Annotated in this window: 11 protein-coding genes and 1 tRNA gene; 2 read left to right on the forward strand and 10 right to left on the reverse strand. The window is 68.3% G+C overall.

Translation table 11 applies throughout. The features are described 5' to 3' along the window. Positions 1–30: 30 nt before the first annotated feature. The 7 genes from pknB to NI2_RS25045 form a co-directional block, all read right to left on the reverse strand. Positions 31–1,920, reverse strand: a complete 1,890-nt coding sequence (gene pknB, locus NI2_RS25015; RefSeq protein ID WP_067495166.1) for a Stk1 family PASTA domain-containing Ser/Thr kinase — start codon at positions 1,918–1,920, stop codon at positions 31–33. Further along, positions 1,917–3,404, reverse strand: coding sequence for a serine/threonine-protein kinase (locus NI2_RS25020; RefSeq protein WP_067495169.1), 1,488 nt, complete (start codon positions 3,402–3,404; stop codon positions 1,917–1,919). Before NI2_RS25020 ends, pknB begins: the two co-directional genes overlap by 4 nt. 37 nt (positions 3,405–3,441) lie before the next feature. Continuing rightward, positions 3,442–4,905: a peptidoglycan D,D-transpeptidase FtsI family protein gene (locus NI2_RS25025; protein WP_067495172.1), complete on the reverse strand. Its 1,464-nt coding sequence runs from the start codon at positions 4,903–4,905 to the stop codon at positions 3,442–3,444. Beyond that, positions 4,902–6,374: an FtsW/RodA/SpoVE family cell cycle protein gene (locus tag NI2_RS25030; RefSeq protein ID WP_067495175.1), complete on the reverse strand. Its 1,473-nt coding sequence runs from the start codon at positions 6,372–6,374 to the stop codon at positions 4,902–4,904. Before NI2_RS25030 ends, NI2_RS25025 begins: the two co-directional genes overlap by 4 nt. Beyond that, a complete protein-coding gene (locus NI2_RS25035) occupies positions 6,374–7,816 on the reverse strand; it encodes a PP2C family protein-serine/threonine phosphatase (RefSeq protein WP_067495178.1) in 1,443 nt (480 codons plus the stop codon). The genes NI2_RS25030 and NI2_RS25035 overlap by 1 nt, the downstream gene beginning before the upstream one ends. Beyond that, positions 7,813–8,289 (reverse strand): FHA domain-containing protein FhaB/FipA, encoded by a 477-nt coding sequence (locus NI2_RS25040; protein WP_067495180.1) that lies wholly within the window; start codon positions 8,287–8,289, stop codon positions 7,813–7,815. The genes NI2_RS25035 and NI2_RS25040 overlap by 4 nt, the downstream gene beginning before the upstream one ends. 165 nt (positions 8,290–8,454) lie before the next feature. Next, positions 8,455–9,846 (reverse strand): FHA domain-containing protein, encoded by a 1,392-nt coding sequence (locus NI2_RS25045; RefSeq protein ID WP_067495183.1) that lies wholly within the window; start codon positions 9,844–9,846, stop codon positions 8,455–8,457. A 218-nt stretch (positions 9,847–10,064) separates the two neighbouring features. Here NI2_RS25045 and NI2_RS25050 point away from each other — a divergent pair. Beyond that, positions 10,065–10,147, forward strand: a tRNA-Leu gene (locus NI2_RS25050). Positions 10,148–10,204: 57 nt separating this feature from the next. Here NI2_RS25050 and NI2_RS25055 read toward each other — a convergent pair. Both NI2_RS25055 and NI2_RS25060 read right to left on the reverse strand, forming a co-directional pair. Next, the gene (locus tag NI2_RS25055; protein ID WP_067495445.1) at positions 10,205–10,843 is read right to left on the reverse strand and encodes a class I SAM-dependent methyltransferase; all 639 of its coding nucleotides are present in this window, start codon (positions 10,841–10,843) and stop codon (positions 10,205–10,207) included. A 702-nt stretch (positions 10,844–11,545) separates the two neighbouring features. Further along, the gene (locus NI2_RS25060; protein ID WP_067495186.1) at positions 11,546–12,571 is read right to left on the reverse strand and encodes a stage II sporulation protein M; all 1,026 of its coding nucleotides are present in this window, start codon (positions 12,569–12,571) and stop codon (positions 11,546–11,548) included. 18 nt (positions 12,572–12,589) lie between these two features. Between NI2_RS25060 and NI2_RS25065 the strand changes: the two genes are divergently transcribed. Beyond that, positions 12,590–13,336, forward strand: coding sequence for an RDD family protein (locus tag NI2_RS25065; protein ID WP_067495189.1), 747 nt, complete (start codon positions 12,590–12,592; stop codon positions 13,334–13,336). Positions 13,337–13,427: 91 nt separating this feature from the next. Here the strand turns inward: NI2_RS25065 and NI2_RS25070 are convergent, their stop codons facing one another. After that, on the reverse strand, positions 13,428–14,723 hold the full coding sequence (locus tag NI2_RS25070; RefSeq protein WP_067495192.1) for a DUF58 domain-containing protein: 1,296 nt from the start codon (positions 14,721–14,723) through the stop codon (positions 13,428–13,430). Between the last annotated feature and the right edge of the window lies 1 nt (position 14,724).

Genomic DNA, 14,724 nt, shown 5'->3' on the forward strand with positions numbered 1-14,724 from the left:
GGAGCTAGCCCAAGTCTAGGCCCGTGGGCCTCACCGTGGAATGGGTGAGGCGCCTACCTGCAGGATCACGTTTCCGCTCATCGTCACCGAGGTGCCCGCCGGCGGGTTCTGCCCCACGACCTTGCCCGAGGCGCTGCCGTCGAGGGTGATGACCGTCGTCTGGCTGAGCTGACCGGTCCAGCCCTGCGCGCGCAACTTCTCCTGGGCCTGGGTGGGGGTGAGCCCGGTCAGGTCCGGAACGGTGATGCGGTCGCCGAGGGACACCTGCACGGTGATGGTCGAGCCCTTCTCCGCGTTGCTGCCGCCCGCCGGGCTCGTGGAGAGCACCTGGCCCTTCGGTTGGGGCGAGAGCACCTCCTTGACCTCCACCTTGAATCCGGCGCTCACGGTGAGGTTCGGTTCGGCGACGGAGATGTCCTGACCGACCACATCGGGTACCCGGACCTGTTCGGGCCCGCTGCCGATAACGATGACGATCGGCTGCTCGATGTCGATGCGCACGCCCGCGGTCGGTTCCTGCCCGATCACCCGGTCGGTGTCGGCGACGCTGGAGGCGCGCCGCTGCACGTTCGGATCCATCTGCAGTCCGGTCGAATTCAGCGCCTGCTCGGCCTCGGCCTGGGTCATCCCGAGGATGCGCGGCACCGCGACTTGCGCGGGTCCGGTCGACACCTGCAGGGTGACGGTGCTGCCCTCGTCGATGCGCGACCCGCCGAGCGGCTGGGTGGCGATCACATTGCCCGGCGCGACCTTGCCGTCCGGTTTCTGCTGCACGGCCACGCTGAAACCGGCCTTGACGAGCTCGGATTCGGCCTGCTGCGCGGTCTTGCCGGACAGGTCGGGCACCGCGACCTGGTCGGGCTTGCTGCCCGGACCGATCAGCACCCAGAACATGCCGAACGCGACGGCGAGCGCCGCGGCGACGCCGAGCGCGATCAAACCGGTGCGATTGCCCTGCTCGGCGGGCGGGCCGACGGCGGGGTGTTCGGAGGTGTCGTCGCGGTCGTGGAACCGGCGCGGCGCGGGCTCGTCGTAGCCGGCGTAGTCCTCGTCGTTCATCACCATCGGCGCGCTCGGCTTCTGCCCGCCGAGCACCCGAATCAGATCGGCGCGCATCTCCGCGGCGGTCTGGTAGCGGTTGGCCGGGTTCTTGGCCATCGCCTTGAGGATCACCGAATCGAGCTCGCGCGGGACCGCCGGATTCACCGACGACGGCAGCGGCGGGTCTTCTTTCACATGCTGATAGGCGACCGCGACCGGCGAATCACCGGTGAAAGGTGGCTGACCGGTGAGGATTTCGAACAGCACACAGCCGACCGAGTACACGTCCGAGCGCGCGTCGACGGTCTCGCCGCGCGCCTGCTCGGGGGAAAGGTATTGCGCCGTACCGATCACGGCGGCGGTCTGGGTCATCGGGTTGGAGCTGTCGGCGATCGCGCGCGCGATGCCGAAGTCCATCACCTTCACCGCGCCCGCGCGGTTGATCATGATGTTGGCGGGCTTCATGTCCCGGTGGACGATGCCCGCCTTGTGGCTGAAGTCGAGTGCGGCGCAGACATCGGCGACGATCTCCATCGCCTTGCGCGGCGCCAGCGGACCCTTGCCGCGCACGATGTCGCGCAGGGTGTCGCCTTCGACGTATTCCATGACGATGTAGGGCAGCGGCCCGTCGTCGACGGTGGCCTCGCCGGTGTCGTAGACGGCGACGATGGCCGGGTGGTTCAGCGCGGCCGCGTTCTGTGCCTCGCGCTTGAAGCGCAGGTAGAACGTTGGGTCGCGGGCCAGGTCGGCGCGCAGCACCTTGATCGCGACGTCGCGCGAGAGGCGCACGTCGCGGGCCTTGTGCACCTCCGACATGCCGCCGAACCCGATGATCTCGCCCAGCTCGTACCGCGAGGAGAGATTCTTCGGGGTGGTCATTGCTGTCCTATGTTCGGGCCTACGGCGTTGTCCTCATTCGGAAATGGTAGATCGAAGGTGGGGATACGCGGCTTGTCCCGGGTGGTGGTCGCCGCCGCCGGTTTCGTGGTGGTCGGCGCGGGTTTGGTCGTCTTGGGGACGGTGGTAGTCGGTTCCGGTTTGGTCGTCGTCGGTTCCGGCGTGGTGGTCGGCGGTTCCGTGGTCGTCGTCGGTTCCGGCGTGGTCGTCGTCGGGCGGTCGGGTTGCGTCGGCGCGGGTTCCTCGGAGGTGACCGGCGGCGGCAGCGGACGGGTGGTCGTCACGGGCGGGGCAACCGGGGCGGTGGTCTGCACGGTGGTTGTGGTCGGGCCGGTGTCGCGGTTGGGTTCGCCGCCGAACAGCAGCCAGATCACGCCACCGCCGAGCAGCAGCGCACCCACCCCGAGCGCGATCAGCCATTTCTGGTTGTTCTTGGCATCGTTGGTCGCGGCGACGGCGGCGGGCGGGGCGGCCTGCGTGGCCGGGCCCGCGTATCCGCCGGTCGGCGGCTGATTACCGAAACGCATGGTCGCGCCGTCGTAATCGGCGGCCGGAATCACGGTGGTGGGGCCGGGGGGCAGCACGCGGGTCGCCCCGGTCATCGACGCGGCGGCACCACCGGGTACGGGCGGCATGTGCCCGGCGCGCACGGCGGCCACGGCATCGGCGAACTCGCCACCGCTGCGGTAGCGCTGCGCCGGATCCTTGGCCATGGTGATCGCGATCAGCTCGTGCACATTGGCGGGCAGATCGGCGGGCAGCGGCGGCGGCGCGTCGCGCACGTGCTTCATGGCGACGGTGATCGCGCCCTCACCGGTGAACGGGCGGACGCCTGCCAGCGCCTCGTACCCGACCACACCGAGGGAGTACACGTCGGAGGCGGCGGTGGCGTCCTCGCCGACGGCCTGTTCGGGCGCGATGTACTGGGCGGTGCCCATCACCATGCCGGTCTTGGTCACCGGCGAAGCGTCGACGGCCTTGGCGATGCCGAAGTCGGTGATCTTCACCTGACCGGTCGGCGTCACCAGGATGTTGCCCGGCTTCACGTCGCGGTGCACCACACCCGCGGCGTGGGCCACCTCGAGCGCGCGTCCGGTCTGCTCGAGCATGTCGAGGCCCTGGATCACCGAGAGCCTGCCCATGCGGTTGAGCACGGCGTTGAGCGGTTCGCCCTGCACCAGCTCCATCACCAGGTAGGCGGTTTCGCCGCCGGACGGGTCGGTGGTCTCGCCGTAGTCGTAGATGCCCGCGATCCCCGGCGCGTTGAGCTGCGCGGTGGTGCGTGCTTCGACCCGGAACCGCTGACGGAACGTCGGGTCGGCGGAGAACTCGGTCTTGAGGACCTTGACCGCCACCCGGCGGTCGAGCCGGGTGTCCATCGCTTCCCACACCTGGCCCATACCGCCGGTGGCGATGAGCCGCTGCAGGCGGTAGCGGTCGGCGATCATGGCGCCGTTGTTCAGCATCGGGGCCCCCGTGTTGTCACTCGCACACTCATTTCGTTCAGCCCCCTGCCAGGCCCGCGTCCAGTACCGACCTGGCGATCGGTGCGGCCACCGAGCCGCCGGTCGCCGCCAGCGCCCGGTCGCCGCCGTTCTCGACGATCACCGCGATGGCGATCTTCGGGTTCTGCGCGGGCGCGAAGGCCATATACCAGGCATGCGGCGGGGTGTTACGGGGATTGCTGCCGTGTTCGGCCGTGCCGGTCTTGGACGCGATCTGGTACGGCGACCGGCCGCCGCCCGCGGTGTTGGCTTCGGAGGCGATCATCAGGTTCACCAGGCTCGACGCTACCTGTGGACTCACGGCCTGGCCCACCGAGAAGGGCTCGGTCACACTCAGCTCCGACAGGTCGGGAGCCTGTGTCTGGTCCACCAGGTACGGCTGCATCCGGGAGCCGCCGTTGGCGATGGTCGCGGCGATCACGGCGACGTCGAGCGGGGTCACCGCGACATCGCGCTGACCGATGCTGCTCTGGCCGAGAGCCGCGTTGTCGGGGATCGGCCCGACCGTCGACTCGGCGACCGGGATCGGGACACCGCGGTGCGGGCCGATCCCGAAGGCCGCGGCCTGGTCCTTGAGTTCGGCGGCGCCGACCTTCATCCCCAGCTCGACGAACGCGGTGTTGCAGGACCGCCGGAAGGCCTCGGTGAGCGAGGCGGTCGGCTGGTCGCCGCAGGTGGCGCCGTTGTAGTTCTCCAGCGTGGTCCTGGTGCCGGGCAGGGTGATGTTGGGGGCGGCGGTGAACTGGTCGTCCACACTCACACCGTTGGCCAGCGCGGCGGCGGTGACCACGGCCTTGAACGTGGAACCGGGCGGATAGGTCTGCGAGACCGCGCGATTGAGCATCGGCTGGGACGGGTCGTTCTTGAGCCGGTCCCACGCCGCCCGCCCGGCCGCGCCGTCGTGGCCCGACAGTTCGTTGGGGTCGTAGCTCGGGGTGGAGACCATCGTCAGGATCTTGCCGGTGCTCGGCTCGATCGCCACCACCGAACCGGTGTAGCCCTTGGCCGTCATCTCGTCGTAGGCCACCTGCTGCATCACCGGGTTCAAGGTGGTGATCACATTGGCGCCGCGCGGGTCGCGGCCGGAGAACATGTCGACGAGCCTGCGCCCGAACAGGCTCGAGTCGTTGCCCGAGAGCAACGGGTCCTCGGCCAGCTCGATCCCGGTCTTGCCGTACTGCATCGAGTAGAAGCCGGTGACGGGCGCGTAAGCCGGTGGGCTGCTCGGGTATTGGCGCAGGTACTTGTACCGGTCGTCGGTGGCCACCGACCCCGCGAGCACGGTGCCGCCCGCCGAGATCTGGCCGCGCTGGCGCGAGTACTCGTCGAGCAGCACGCGCACGTTGCGCGGGTCGGCGCGCAGGTCGTCGGCCTTGACCACCTGCAGATAGGTGGCGTTCACCAGGAGCGCGACGACCATCACCATCACGGCGACGGCGACCCGGCGTAGTGGAGTGTTCATGCGCTCGCCCTGCCTTCCGACCTGCGCAACAACTCGGTCGACGCCTCGGCGATCGGCGCCGGTGCGCGTTTGCGGGTCGGCGCGGGCGCGCGGGCGGCGTCGGAGATCTTGATCAGCAACCCGAGCAGCGCGTAGTTGGCCAGCAGCGAGGAGCCACCGTAGGAGATGAACGGTGTGGTCAGACCCGTCAGCGGGATCAGCTTGGTGACGCCGCCGACCACCACGAAGATCTGGATGGCGATGGTGAACGACAGACCCGCCGCGAGCAGCTTGCCGAAACTGTCGCGCACGGCGAGCGCGGTGCGCAGCCCACGCACGATGAAGATCAGGAACAGCATCAGCACGGCGGCCAGACCGATCAGGCCGAGTTCCTCACCGATGGTCGTGACGATGAAGTCGGTCTTGGCGAACGGCACCTGCTGCGGGCGCCCGCTGCCGAGACCCGTGCCCGCCAGGCCGCCGGTGGCGAAACCGAACAGCGACTGGGAGATCTGGTAGCCGGTGTTGTGGTAGTCGTCGAACGGGTGCAGCCAGGTGTCGACGCGCACGCGCACATGCCCGAACAGCTGGTAGGCGAACACGAAGCCGAGCGCGAGCAGGCCGCCGCCGATGAGCAACCAGCCCACCCGTTCGGTCGCGATGTAGAGCATCACCAGCACCGTGCCGAAGATCAGCAGCGAGGTGCCGAGGTCCTTTTCGAGCACGAGCACACCGATGCACACGACCCACACGATCAGCACCGGACCGAGGTCGCGCGGACGCGGGAACTCCATGCCCAGGAAATGCTTGCCCGCGGCGGTGAACAGGTCACGCTGGGCGACGAGCACACCCGCGAAGAAGATGATGAGCAGGATCTTGGCGAATTCGCCCGGCTGCACACTGAATCCGGGGAGCTTGATCCAGATCTTGGCGCCGTTGACTTCGGAGAACCGGCTCGGCAACAGTGCCGGAATCGCCAACGCGATCAGTCCGACCAGGCCTAGTGTGTAGGTGTAGCGCGCCAGCGTGCGGTAGTCACGCAACACGATGAGCAGGCTGATGAACACCACGATGCCCAGGCCGGTCCACATGATCTGCTGGTTGGCGTCCGGGGACGGGATGGGGCTCGAGTCGTATGCCGCCTGCTGCGCGTCGGCGAGGTCGAGGCGGTGGATCAGGACGAGACCGAGACCGTTGAGCAGCGCCACGATCGGTAGCAGTAGTGGGTCGGCGAACGGCGCGAACCGGCGAACCGCCAGATGCGCCACCCCGAACAGCGCGAGGAACGCCACACCGTACTTGGCGATGTCCCAGGTGATCGACTGTTCCTGGCTCGCCTCGACGATGAACAACGACACCGTCGTGATACCCGCCGCGCCCGCCAGCAGCAGCAGCTCCTGATTCCGCCGCGTCGAGGGCGGCGGTGCGGGCGCGAATCCGCCTGGGGGACTCGGGAAAGCCCCCGCCGACGGTGGTGCCGGTGCGGACATCAGTCCGTCACCCGGCAGTTCTCCCCTGAGATCTGCGGGGAAGGTGTCGGGGCGGGCGTAGTGGTCGGGGCAGGCGTCGGTGTCGCCGTGGCGGGCTGGTCACCGGGGCCGGGCGCGGGTGCCGGGGTGGCAGGGGGAACCTCGGTGGGCAGCACACCCGGCTGCGGCACCGATTCCTTCTTGGGGCACGGGTCGAGGACCTCGCCGGTGAGTCGGCGCATGCTTTCGCGGGCCTGGGCCAGCGAATCCGGCGGCAGGCTGCGCTCCACCTGGTCGCGGCCGGTCTGCTTGAGATCGCTGACCATCAGCTTCTTGCAGCCGTTGGGGGCGGTGGCGCCGACCTCGAGCAGCGTGATCTCGTTCTTGCTGTTCACGCAGGCGGTGAGCTCCACGTCGTGGATGGCGTAACCGAGGATCGAACCGGGCAGGCCGCGCATCACGACCACCTGATCGTTGTCGGCGCCCACATAGTAGTTGCTGCGAATCATCTTGTAGCCCACCACGAGTCCCACCGCGACGGCGACGATCAAGGCGACCGACAGCAGCAGCCAGCGCAGCTTGTGCGACTTGGTCTCGGGCGGCGGGGGAGCGGCGGCGGCCCGGCGCGGCTGGGCGCGCGGCGGACGCATGGCGGCGGCGCGACCGGCCGCGGTGTTCGGCGGCGGCGCGTCTTCCTCCTCCTCGGTGGAGGCGGCACCGGCGACGATCGGATGACTCTGCCCGTAGTCGAGGTCGATCACATCGGCGACGACAACGGTGACGTTGTCGGGACCGCCTGAGCGCAAAGCCAATTCGATGAGCCGGTCGGCGCACTCGTCGGTATTGCCCTCGCGCATGGTGTTGCCGATGGTCTCGTCGCTCACCACGTCGGAGAGTCCGTCGGAGCACAGCAGATACCGGTCACCGGCGCGGGCTTCGCGCATGATGAGCGTCGGCTCGATCTCGTTGCCGGTGAGGGCACGCATGATGAGCGATCGTTGCGGGTGGGTGTGTGCCTGCTCGGGCGTGATCCTGCCCTCGTCGACCAGCGACTGCACAAAGGTGTCGTCGCGGGTGATCTGGGTGAGTTCGCCGTCGCGCAGCATGTAGGCGCGCGAGTCGCCGATGTGCACCATGCCGAGCTTGCGACCCGCGAACAGGATGGCGGTGAGCGTGGTGCCCATGCCGTCGAGTTCGGGTTCGGCCTCGACGTGGTCGGCGATGGCGGCGTTGCCGGAACGGGTGGCGCGGTCGAGCTTGCCGAGGATGTCCTCGCCGGGTTCGTCGTCGTCGAGATGCGCCAGCGCGGCGATCATCAACTGGGAGGCGACTTCACCGGCGGCGTGTCCACCCATACCGTCGGCGAGGGCCAGCAGGCGAGCGCCCGCGTAGACCGAATCCTCGTTGTTGCCCCGGACGAGTCCGCGGTCGCTTCGCGCGGTGTAGCGCAGAACAAGTGTCACGATCGCAGCTCGATCACTGTTTTGCCGACCCGGACAGGAGTGCCGAGCGGAACACGGACGGCGGTGGTGACTTTCGCGCGGTCGAGATACGTGCCGTTGGTGGAACCGAGGTCTTCCACGTACCAGTCGTCACCACGCTGAGACAGTCGCGCGTGCCTGGTCGAGGCGTAGTCGTCGGTGAGTACCAGCGTCGAATCGTCGGCGCGGCCGATGAGGACCGGCTGCGTGCCGAGAGTGATCCGAGTGCCGGCTAGTGAACCATGAGTCACCACTAGATACTTGGCGCCCTTCTGGCCTCGGCTCAGGGATGGCAGACCGATGGAACCACGCGCTCCGCGTGCGGCCCTCGGCTGTATCCGGATGCCGGATGCCGCGTAGATATCGCTGCGCAAGGTCCGCAGAACGGCCCAGACGAACAACCAGAGCAGCAGCAGGAACCCCGCGCGGGTCAATTGCAGGATCAATCCCTGCACGGCGTTCCACCTCCTGTTCGCCCGGGTACGTCGGTACGGCAGGGGACGAAGTGACCCCCACCAGCGTGCTGGCTTGCGGGCCCCGAGGTCGGGGCCGTGCGTGTGATGGCAGCATCATAGGGCCGACGGCGTCGACACGTGACCTGCACCGCGCAGCTTACGGGATCAGACGATCCTGATCAGGATCTCGGAATGTCCGGCCCGGATGACGTCACCGTCGGCGAGCTGCCAGTCCTGTACCGGCGAGCCGTTGACCAGCGTGCCGTTGGTGGAACCCAGGTCGGAGAGCATGGCGGTCTGGCCGTCCCAGCGGACCTCGATGTGGCGGCGCGACACACCGGTGTCGGGCAGCCGGAAGTGCGCGTCCTGGCCGCGGCCGATGATGTTGGAACCCTCACGCAGCTGGTAGGTGCGGCCGCTGCCGTCGTCGAGCTGCAGCGTGGCCGAGTAGCTGGACTGGGCGGGGGCACCGTAACCACCCGCGGGCTGGCCGTAACCGGCTTGCGGCTGGGCGTAACCACCCTGCTGGCCGTAACCGGCCGGCTCCTCGTAAGCGGGCTCGGCGTAACCGGCCGCCTGGGCGCCGTAACCGGAGGACTGACCGTAGCCGGGCTCGGCGTAACCGTTCTGGCCGTAGCCGCCCTGCTGGTCGTAACCGGGTTCGGCGTAGCCCTGCTGGCCGTACCCGGGTTGCTGGCCGTAGGCCTGCTGCGGATCGGCGTAACCCTGCTGACCGTAACCACCCTGCTGGTCGTAACCCGGCTCGGCGTACCCGGGCTGGCCGTACCCGCCCTGCTGGCTGTAGGCCTGCTGGCCGTACCCGCCCTGCTGGTCGTAACCGGGTTCGGCATAGCCCTGCTGGCCGTACCCGGGCTGACCGTAGCCCGGCTGCGGGGCCTGGTCGTACCCGTTGTGGTACTCGCCGCCCTGCTGGCCGTAGGCGGGGTCGTAGCCGGGCTGGCCCTCGGGCGCGCCGTAGCCACCGCGGCCGTAGTCGTCGGCAGGCGGATAGGGAGCCCCAGGCGCGGCGGGCGGCGGTGCGTACCCGCGGTTGCGTGGATCGGACTCCGCGGGCTCTCGGCTTGGCTCGTAGCCTGAGTTGTGCGTCATGGGGCCAGCTCCTGGTTGCGGGTGTGCGGGTCGTTGTGGCGGTCCGGGGCGAGGTGGGACGGTCCCGCGACCGGCGTCGGGGTCGACGCGGCCGCTCGCTCTGAACATTCCGGTGTGCAGCGTAGGTGATGCCTCGAACGCCACGTGCACTTCGCCGTAGGTCTGCCAGCCCTGCTCGCGGATGTAATCCTGCAGATGTTTGGCGAACGCCTTGGTCGTCAGGTCGTGATCTGCGTCGAGTTTCCCGAAATCTGATTCGTTGATCGTGATCACATAACTGTTGGGTGCGAGCTGATGCCCGCCCTCCAGTTCCTGGATCCGATCTGCGGCTTCGCGCTGCAGCGCGGCCTCTACCTCCTGGGGAACGACGCTGCCGCCGAACACCCTCGCGAACACGTCACCGACGGCGCTCTGTAAGCGACGTTCGAATCTCGACACGATGCCCATCACAGCCCTCCCTTCGGTGCGCGTGTCCGTCCTGTCGGAGTGCCCTTTACGGCGTGTCCGAACCCGACCACGTTCCTTGCATGATATCCACGATCCTCCTACCAGGTAACTCCCGGCGCGGCGCCCCGGTTCCCGAGCCGAACGCGTTCGCATCACCGCAGGTCAGGGGCCCGATTTTATTTTCAGCCGGAGGGCATGTTAGATTTTTCGAGTCGCTCGGGCGAGTGGCGGAATGGCAGACGCGCTGGCTTCAGGTGCCAGTGTCCGTAAGGACGTGGGGGTTCAAGTCCCCCTTCGCCCACAGAGAGCAAAAGGCTCGATCCCACGGGATCGGGCCTTTTGTCGTTTCCGGCGATGCTCACTCCTTGCGCGCGACGAGTAGATGGAAGGGGAAGGGCGGGCCGGGAAGGGTGCGCTGTTCGACCGTGAAACCGGCACCGGTGAGCGCGCCCGTCACCTCGGCCACCGGGCGCAGCGTGAATCCATAAGGGGTGAAAGGCATCCGGGCCATGCCGTCCGGATCCCCGATACCGATCACGGCCGTGCCGCCGGACCGGAGCACGCGGTCGAGTTCGGCACACGCGGCGGGCAGATCGTCGAGGAAGTAGATGGTGTTCACCGTGATCGCCGCGTCCAGGCTCGCATCGGGCAGCGGCAGGGCGGCGAGGGTGCCCTCGGCGAGCACGAGCCGGTCCTCGGCCACCTCCATGGCATAGGTGCCACGGGCGCGGGCGAGCATGTCGGGCGAGGGTTCGATGCCGTGCACCACGCCGTCCGGGCCCACTCGCTCCAACAGCATCGCCAGGCCCGCGCCGCCGCCGAAACCGATATCGGCCACATCCGCGCCCGCGGCGGGGGCAGCGCCGTCGACGGCACCCGCGATGGCGCGTTTGTTCCCCCGATTGAGGAGCAAGGCCACCACCTTGCCGAGTGGTCCGTGCGGATTACCGAGCTGGCCGGCAACGATGGTGAGCAAACGGTCCTTGACCCCGGTCATCTCGTCATCGTAGGGCTTCGGCATTCCGGGGCGGTGAGGCGAAGATCACAGCGCGGTAATCCGGCCGTCTCCCAGCTGTTTCACTGCCCGTCTCGCGCCGTTCGGGAGGCTCTGCGCAACTTGTCAGCCGTGCAGTAAGTAGCTGCATGGCAGGTGATTCGACCTGATTGCTAGTTGTTGATCATGTTTGCAGCCTTGTAAACAAACTTAAGGTTTCTTTTAAGGCCCCGAGTATCGCGCAAACCGAAATCCGGTTGCCGTTGTCGCAGGTTATCGGCTATGCGCGGGGTGCGGTCGGGGGTGTGGGCAATGGGCGGCAATATTCCCTGGACCGCCCCTTCGGACGTGTGGGACAGACGGTCCCAGGTTTGCCGAAGGTGAATTCCCGGTGTGTGCAATTGCCGTACCGGCGGCGCGCCAGGAGTTAGCTGTAGTTGTGGAGAGTGGGCGCTTCACACGTCTTCGCAGACCCGCACTCGATACCCCTAACCTGCGCGTTGGGGGTTGCATGGGCATAACGATTGTGTACAGTTAACGGCAACGCTGGCCGCAGCTCGAGCTCGACTCGCTGCGGCCAGCGGAACTCAAATCGGGGGGAGTTCACCAACTCGTAACCTCATGTAGCTGTCGATTGCCCAGTGGGCTCACAGCCGGGGTGTGCTCGGAGTTGCCTGCCGCACAAATGCACGTGCAGATGCGTGATCACACCCGCGTGGGAACCTTCGGAAGCCATCGCAGGGCCGGATCGGGCATGGCCTCGGGCAGCGCGGAAGCGGCGTCCTGTTCTTCGGCGACCCGGCGGCCCACCACGAACACATAGGCGAGGAACAACCCCTCGGCCAGGAAGCCCAGAGCGATGCGCACGGGCGCGGGCAGGCCGCTCGGCGTCACGAAGCCCTCGAGCAACCCACACACCAGCAGCACCGCGACCAAACCGAGCGCGACAGTGGCAGTCGCCCGGCCCTGCCGGGCCATCGCGGCGGCCCGGCTCGACCGACCGGGATCGACCAGCGTCCAGCCGAGCTTCAAACCGACGCCGCCCGCCACGAACAGCGCCGTGAGCTCGAGCGTTCCGTGCGGAAGGATGAAACCGAAGAACGAGTCGAGCCGGTCGGCGTCGGCCATCAATCCACCGGTTATCCCCAGATTCAGCGCGTTCATGAACAGGGCATACACAGCCGGGAGGATCAGCACGCCGGTGAACAAGGCGATGGCCGAGACCCAGGAATTGTGGGTCCACACCTTGGCGGCGAAGGCGTCGTTGGGGTGTTCGGAATAGTAGGTCTCGAACGAACCCCCAGGTCCGGTGATGATCGAGTGATCGCCCTCGGGAATCCCCAGGGCTTCGCGGGCGCCCGCCGAGTTGTCCACAAGCACCGCGATCACCGTGCTGACGAGCAGGAAGATCGCGGTTGTCCCCAACCACCACGGCCACGCTCTGTACACAGCCGCCGGAAAGCCCCTGGTGAAGAATCTGCCCATCTCGCGCCACGGCTGTGCGCGCGCCGCGAGCACGCGCCCACGCGCGCGGGCGAGCAGCGCGCTGAGCCCGGCGAGCAGCTCGGGATCGGCCCGATGGCCCTGCAGCTTGGCCAGCTGCTGGGACGCCGAGCGGTACAGGGCGATCAGTTCGTCGGCCTCGGCCCCGGTGAGCCTGCGCTGACGGACCAGCTGATCCAGCCGATACCACGACCGTTGACGCGCCCAGCTGTAGGCATCGGTGTCCATATCGGGAATGCTAGCCACATGGCCGAATTCACCACCGGCGAAGCGGTGGCGCTCGAACTTCCCATCGCGCGCATCCCCAGCCGTGCGGGCGCTTTCCTGCTCGACCTGATGCTGCAGCTGACGCTGGCCTTCGGCCTGTTCTACGCCGGGATGCTGGTGCTGCTGTGGAGCGCCGCCGACGAGGCGTGGATGTCGGTGCTCGCGGTGGTCACCATCGTGACCGTGCTGGTCGGCTACCCGGTGTGCAGTGAAACCCTCACGCGCGGACGTTCCCTGGGGAAGATGGCGTTCGGGCTGCGGGTCGTTCGTGCCGATGCTGGCCCGACGGATTTCCGGCATGCGCTCACCCGTGGGTTGGCGGGGGCGATCGTCGACTTCTGGATGCTCGGTGGCTTCGGCGCGGTCGCGGTGATCACCTCGCTGTGCTCACGCGAGGGCAGGCGCGTGGGTGACGTGCTCGCGGGCACGGTGGTTGTGCACACCCGTCAGCAGCTTCCCCGGCCCGCGCTGGCGGCCGCACCACCGTGGCTCACCGGCTGGGCGGCGCAGCTCGACCCGACCGGCCTGTCCGACGACCTCGCGACGGCCGCACGGCAGTACCTCACCAGGCTGCGCACCCTCACCCCGGCCGCCCAGCACCACCTGGGGACGAAGCTGGCCGAGTCGATGTGCGCGGCGGTCCGCACCCAGGTGCCCGCCGGTTATCCCCCGTATCACGTGATCGGCGCGATTCTGTCTCGGCGCCAGCAGCTTTCGCTGCGCTGAGAAGTTGTGCACAGGCTCGCCCTGTGGACAACCTGTTGGTGAATCGGTGCATGAACTGTGAGTGCCGGTGGAAACTCCGGCTGTCCACAACTCAGAGCGAACCGGACCGCTTGAGCTCCAGATACTCGTCGGCCAGCGCCTCCGGCAGCTGATCCGGCGCCGCGGTGACCACCGCGACCCCGCGCCTGCGCAGGGATTCCCGCACCACCGCGCGCTCGGCCAGCACAGTCTCGGCGGCGGCCGAGGTGTAGACGGCATCGGCGGTTTCCCGGTCGCGAGCGGCGGCGGCGATGTCGGGGTCGGTCACCGAGACGATGAGCACCCGGTGTCGTCGGGTGAGCGTCGGTAGCGCGGGCAGCAGGTGTTCGGTGACTGTCGGTCCGTCCAGACTGGTGAACCACACGATCAGGGCGCGCCTGCGTACCCGGGCGAGCACGGTGCGAACCAGGCCGTCGGTGTCGGTATCCACAAGCTGCGGCGTGACCCCGGCAAGGGTGTGCATAAGTTTCATCGGCAGGCCCGCACCTCCGGCGCCGGTCACCTCCGCGCGCACCGTTCGGTCGTAGGCCAGCAGGTCGACGGTGTCGCCCGCCGCGCCGGCCAGTCCGCCGAGCAGCAGGGAGGCTTCGATCGCGCAGTCCAGCCTGGTGCCGTCGCCCACCCGGCCCGCGCTGACCCGGCCGGTGTCGAGCACCATCAGCATGTGCCGGTTGCGTTCGGGCCGCCAGGTGCGCACGAGTACATCGGTGGCGCGCGCGGTGGCCCGCCAGTCGATGCTTCGCACGTCGTCGCCTGCCACGTACTCCCGGAACGAATCGAATTCGGTGCCCTGACCACGGGTATTGGCGACATTGCGGCCCTCGAGGTGGTGCAGCCGCTTCACCTTCGACCGCAGCAGGCGCTCGCTGCGGAAGGCGGGCAGCGCGCGGACGCGGGCGGGGGCGTCGACGCGAGTCTGCCGTCCGGCCATGCCGAGCGGTCCGAGCAGGCGCAGTGTCACCGGACCCGCCACCCGGTCACCGCGATATACCGGATTCAGCCTGGTGCGGAACCGGATCCGGGTGTTCGGTGCCAAAGCCAGTCGGCGCGTGCGATATTCGGCGCGAGCACTCTCGGGCCACGCGTCCCAGAGCAGCCCACGAACCGTGGTGGTGCCCGTATTGGTCACGGCCAGTTCCACTTCCGTCTCCCGGCCCAGCCGGACGACGGTCAACGGATCGCGCGTCACGGTCAACGTGTTCGGGCGGGCGGCCAGCGCCACATCGATCAGCAGCACGACGAGCAGCAGCGAACTCGCGCCGAGCACACCGCCGAACGACGGAACGGCGAACATCACCAGCGCGCCCGCCATCGTGGCGAGCAGCGCGAACCGGCCTGTGACGACCACC

This window comes from Nocardia ignorata NBRC 108230 (genome assembly GCF_001612905.1).
Taxonomy (GTDB): Bacteria; Actinomycetota; Actinomycetes; order Mycobacteriales; family Mycobacteriaceae; genus Nocardia; species Nocardia ignorata.

Excerpts from the sequence above, each read along its gene's own strand:
- pknB (WP_067495166.1), bottom strand. The coding sequence starts at position 1,920 with ATGACCACCCCGAAGAATCTCTCCTCGCGGTACGAGCTGGGCGAGATC.
- NI2_RS25020 (WP_067495169.1), bottom strand. The coding sequence starts at position 3,404 with ATGCTGAACAACGGCGCCATGATCGCCGACCGCTACCGCCTGCAGCGG.
- NI2_RS25025 (WP_067495172.1), bottom strand. The coding sequence starts at position 4,905 with ATGAACACTCCACTACGCCGGGTCGCCGTCGCCGTGATGGTGATGGTC.
- NI2_RS25030 (WP_067495175.1), bottom strand. The coding sequence starts at position 6,374 with ATGTCCGCACCGGCACCACCGTCGGCGGGGGCTTTCCCGAGTCCCCCA.
- NI2_RS25045 (WP_067495183.1), bottom strand. The coding sequence starts at position 9,846 with ATGGGCATCGTGTCGAGATTCGAACGTCGCTTACAGAGCGCCGTCGGT.
- NI2_RS25055 (WP_067495445.1), bottom strand. The coding sequence starts at position 10,843 with ATGACCGGGGTCAAGGACCGTTTGCTCACCATCGTTGCCGGCCAGCTC.
- NI2_RS25060 (WP_067495186.1), bottom strand. The coding sequence starts at position 12,571 with ATGGACACCGATGCCTACAGCTGGGCGCGTCAACGGTCGTGGTATCGG.
- NI2_RS25065 (WP_067495189.1), top strand. The coding sequence starts at position 12,590 with ATGGCCGAATTCACCACCGGCGAAGCGGTGGCGCTCGAACTTCCCATC.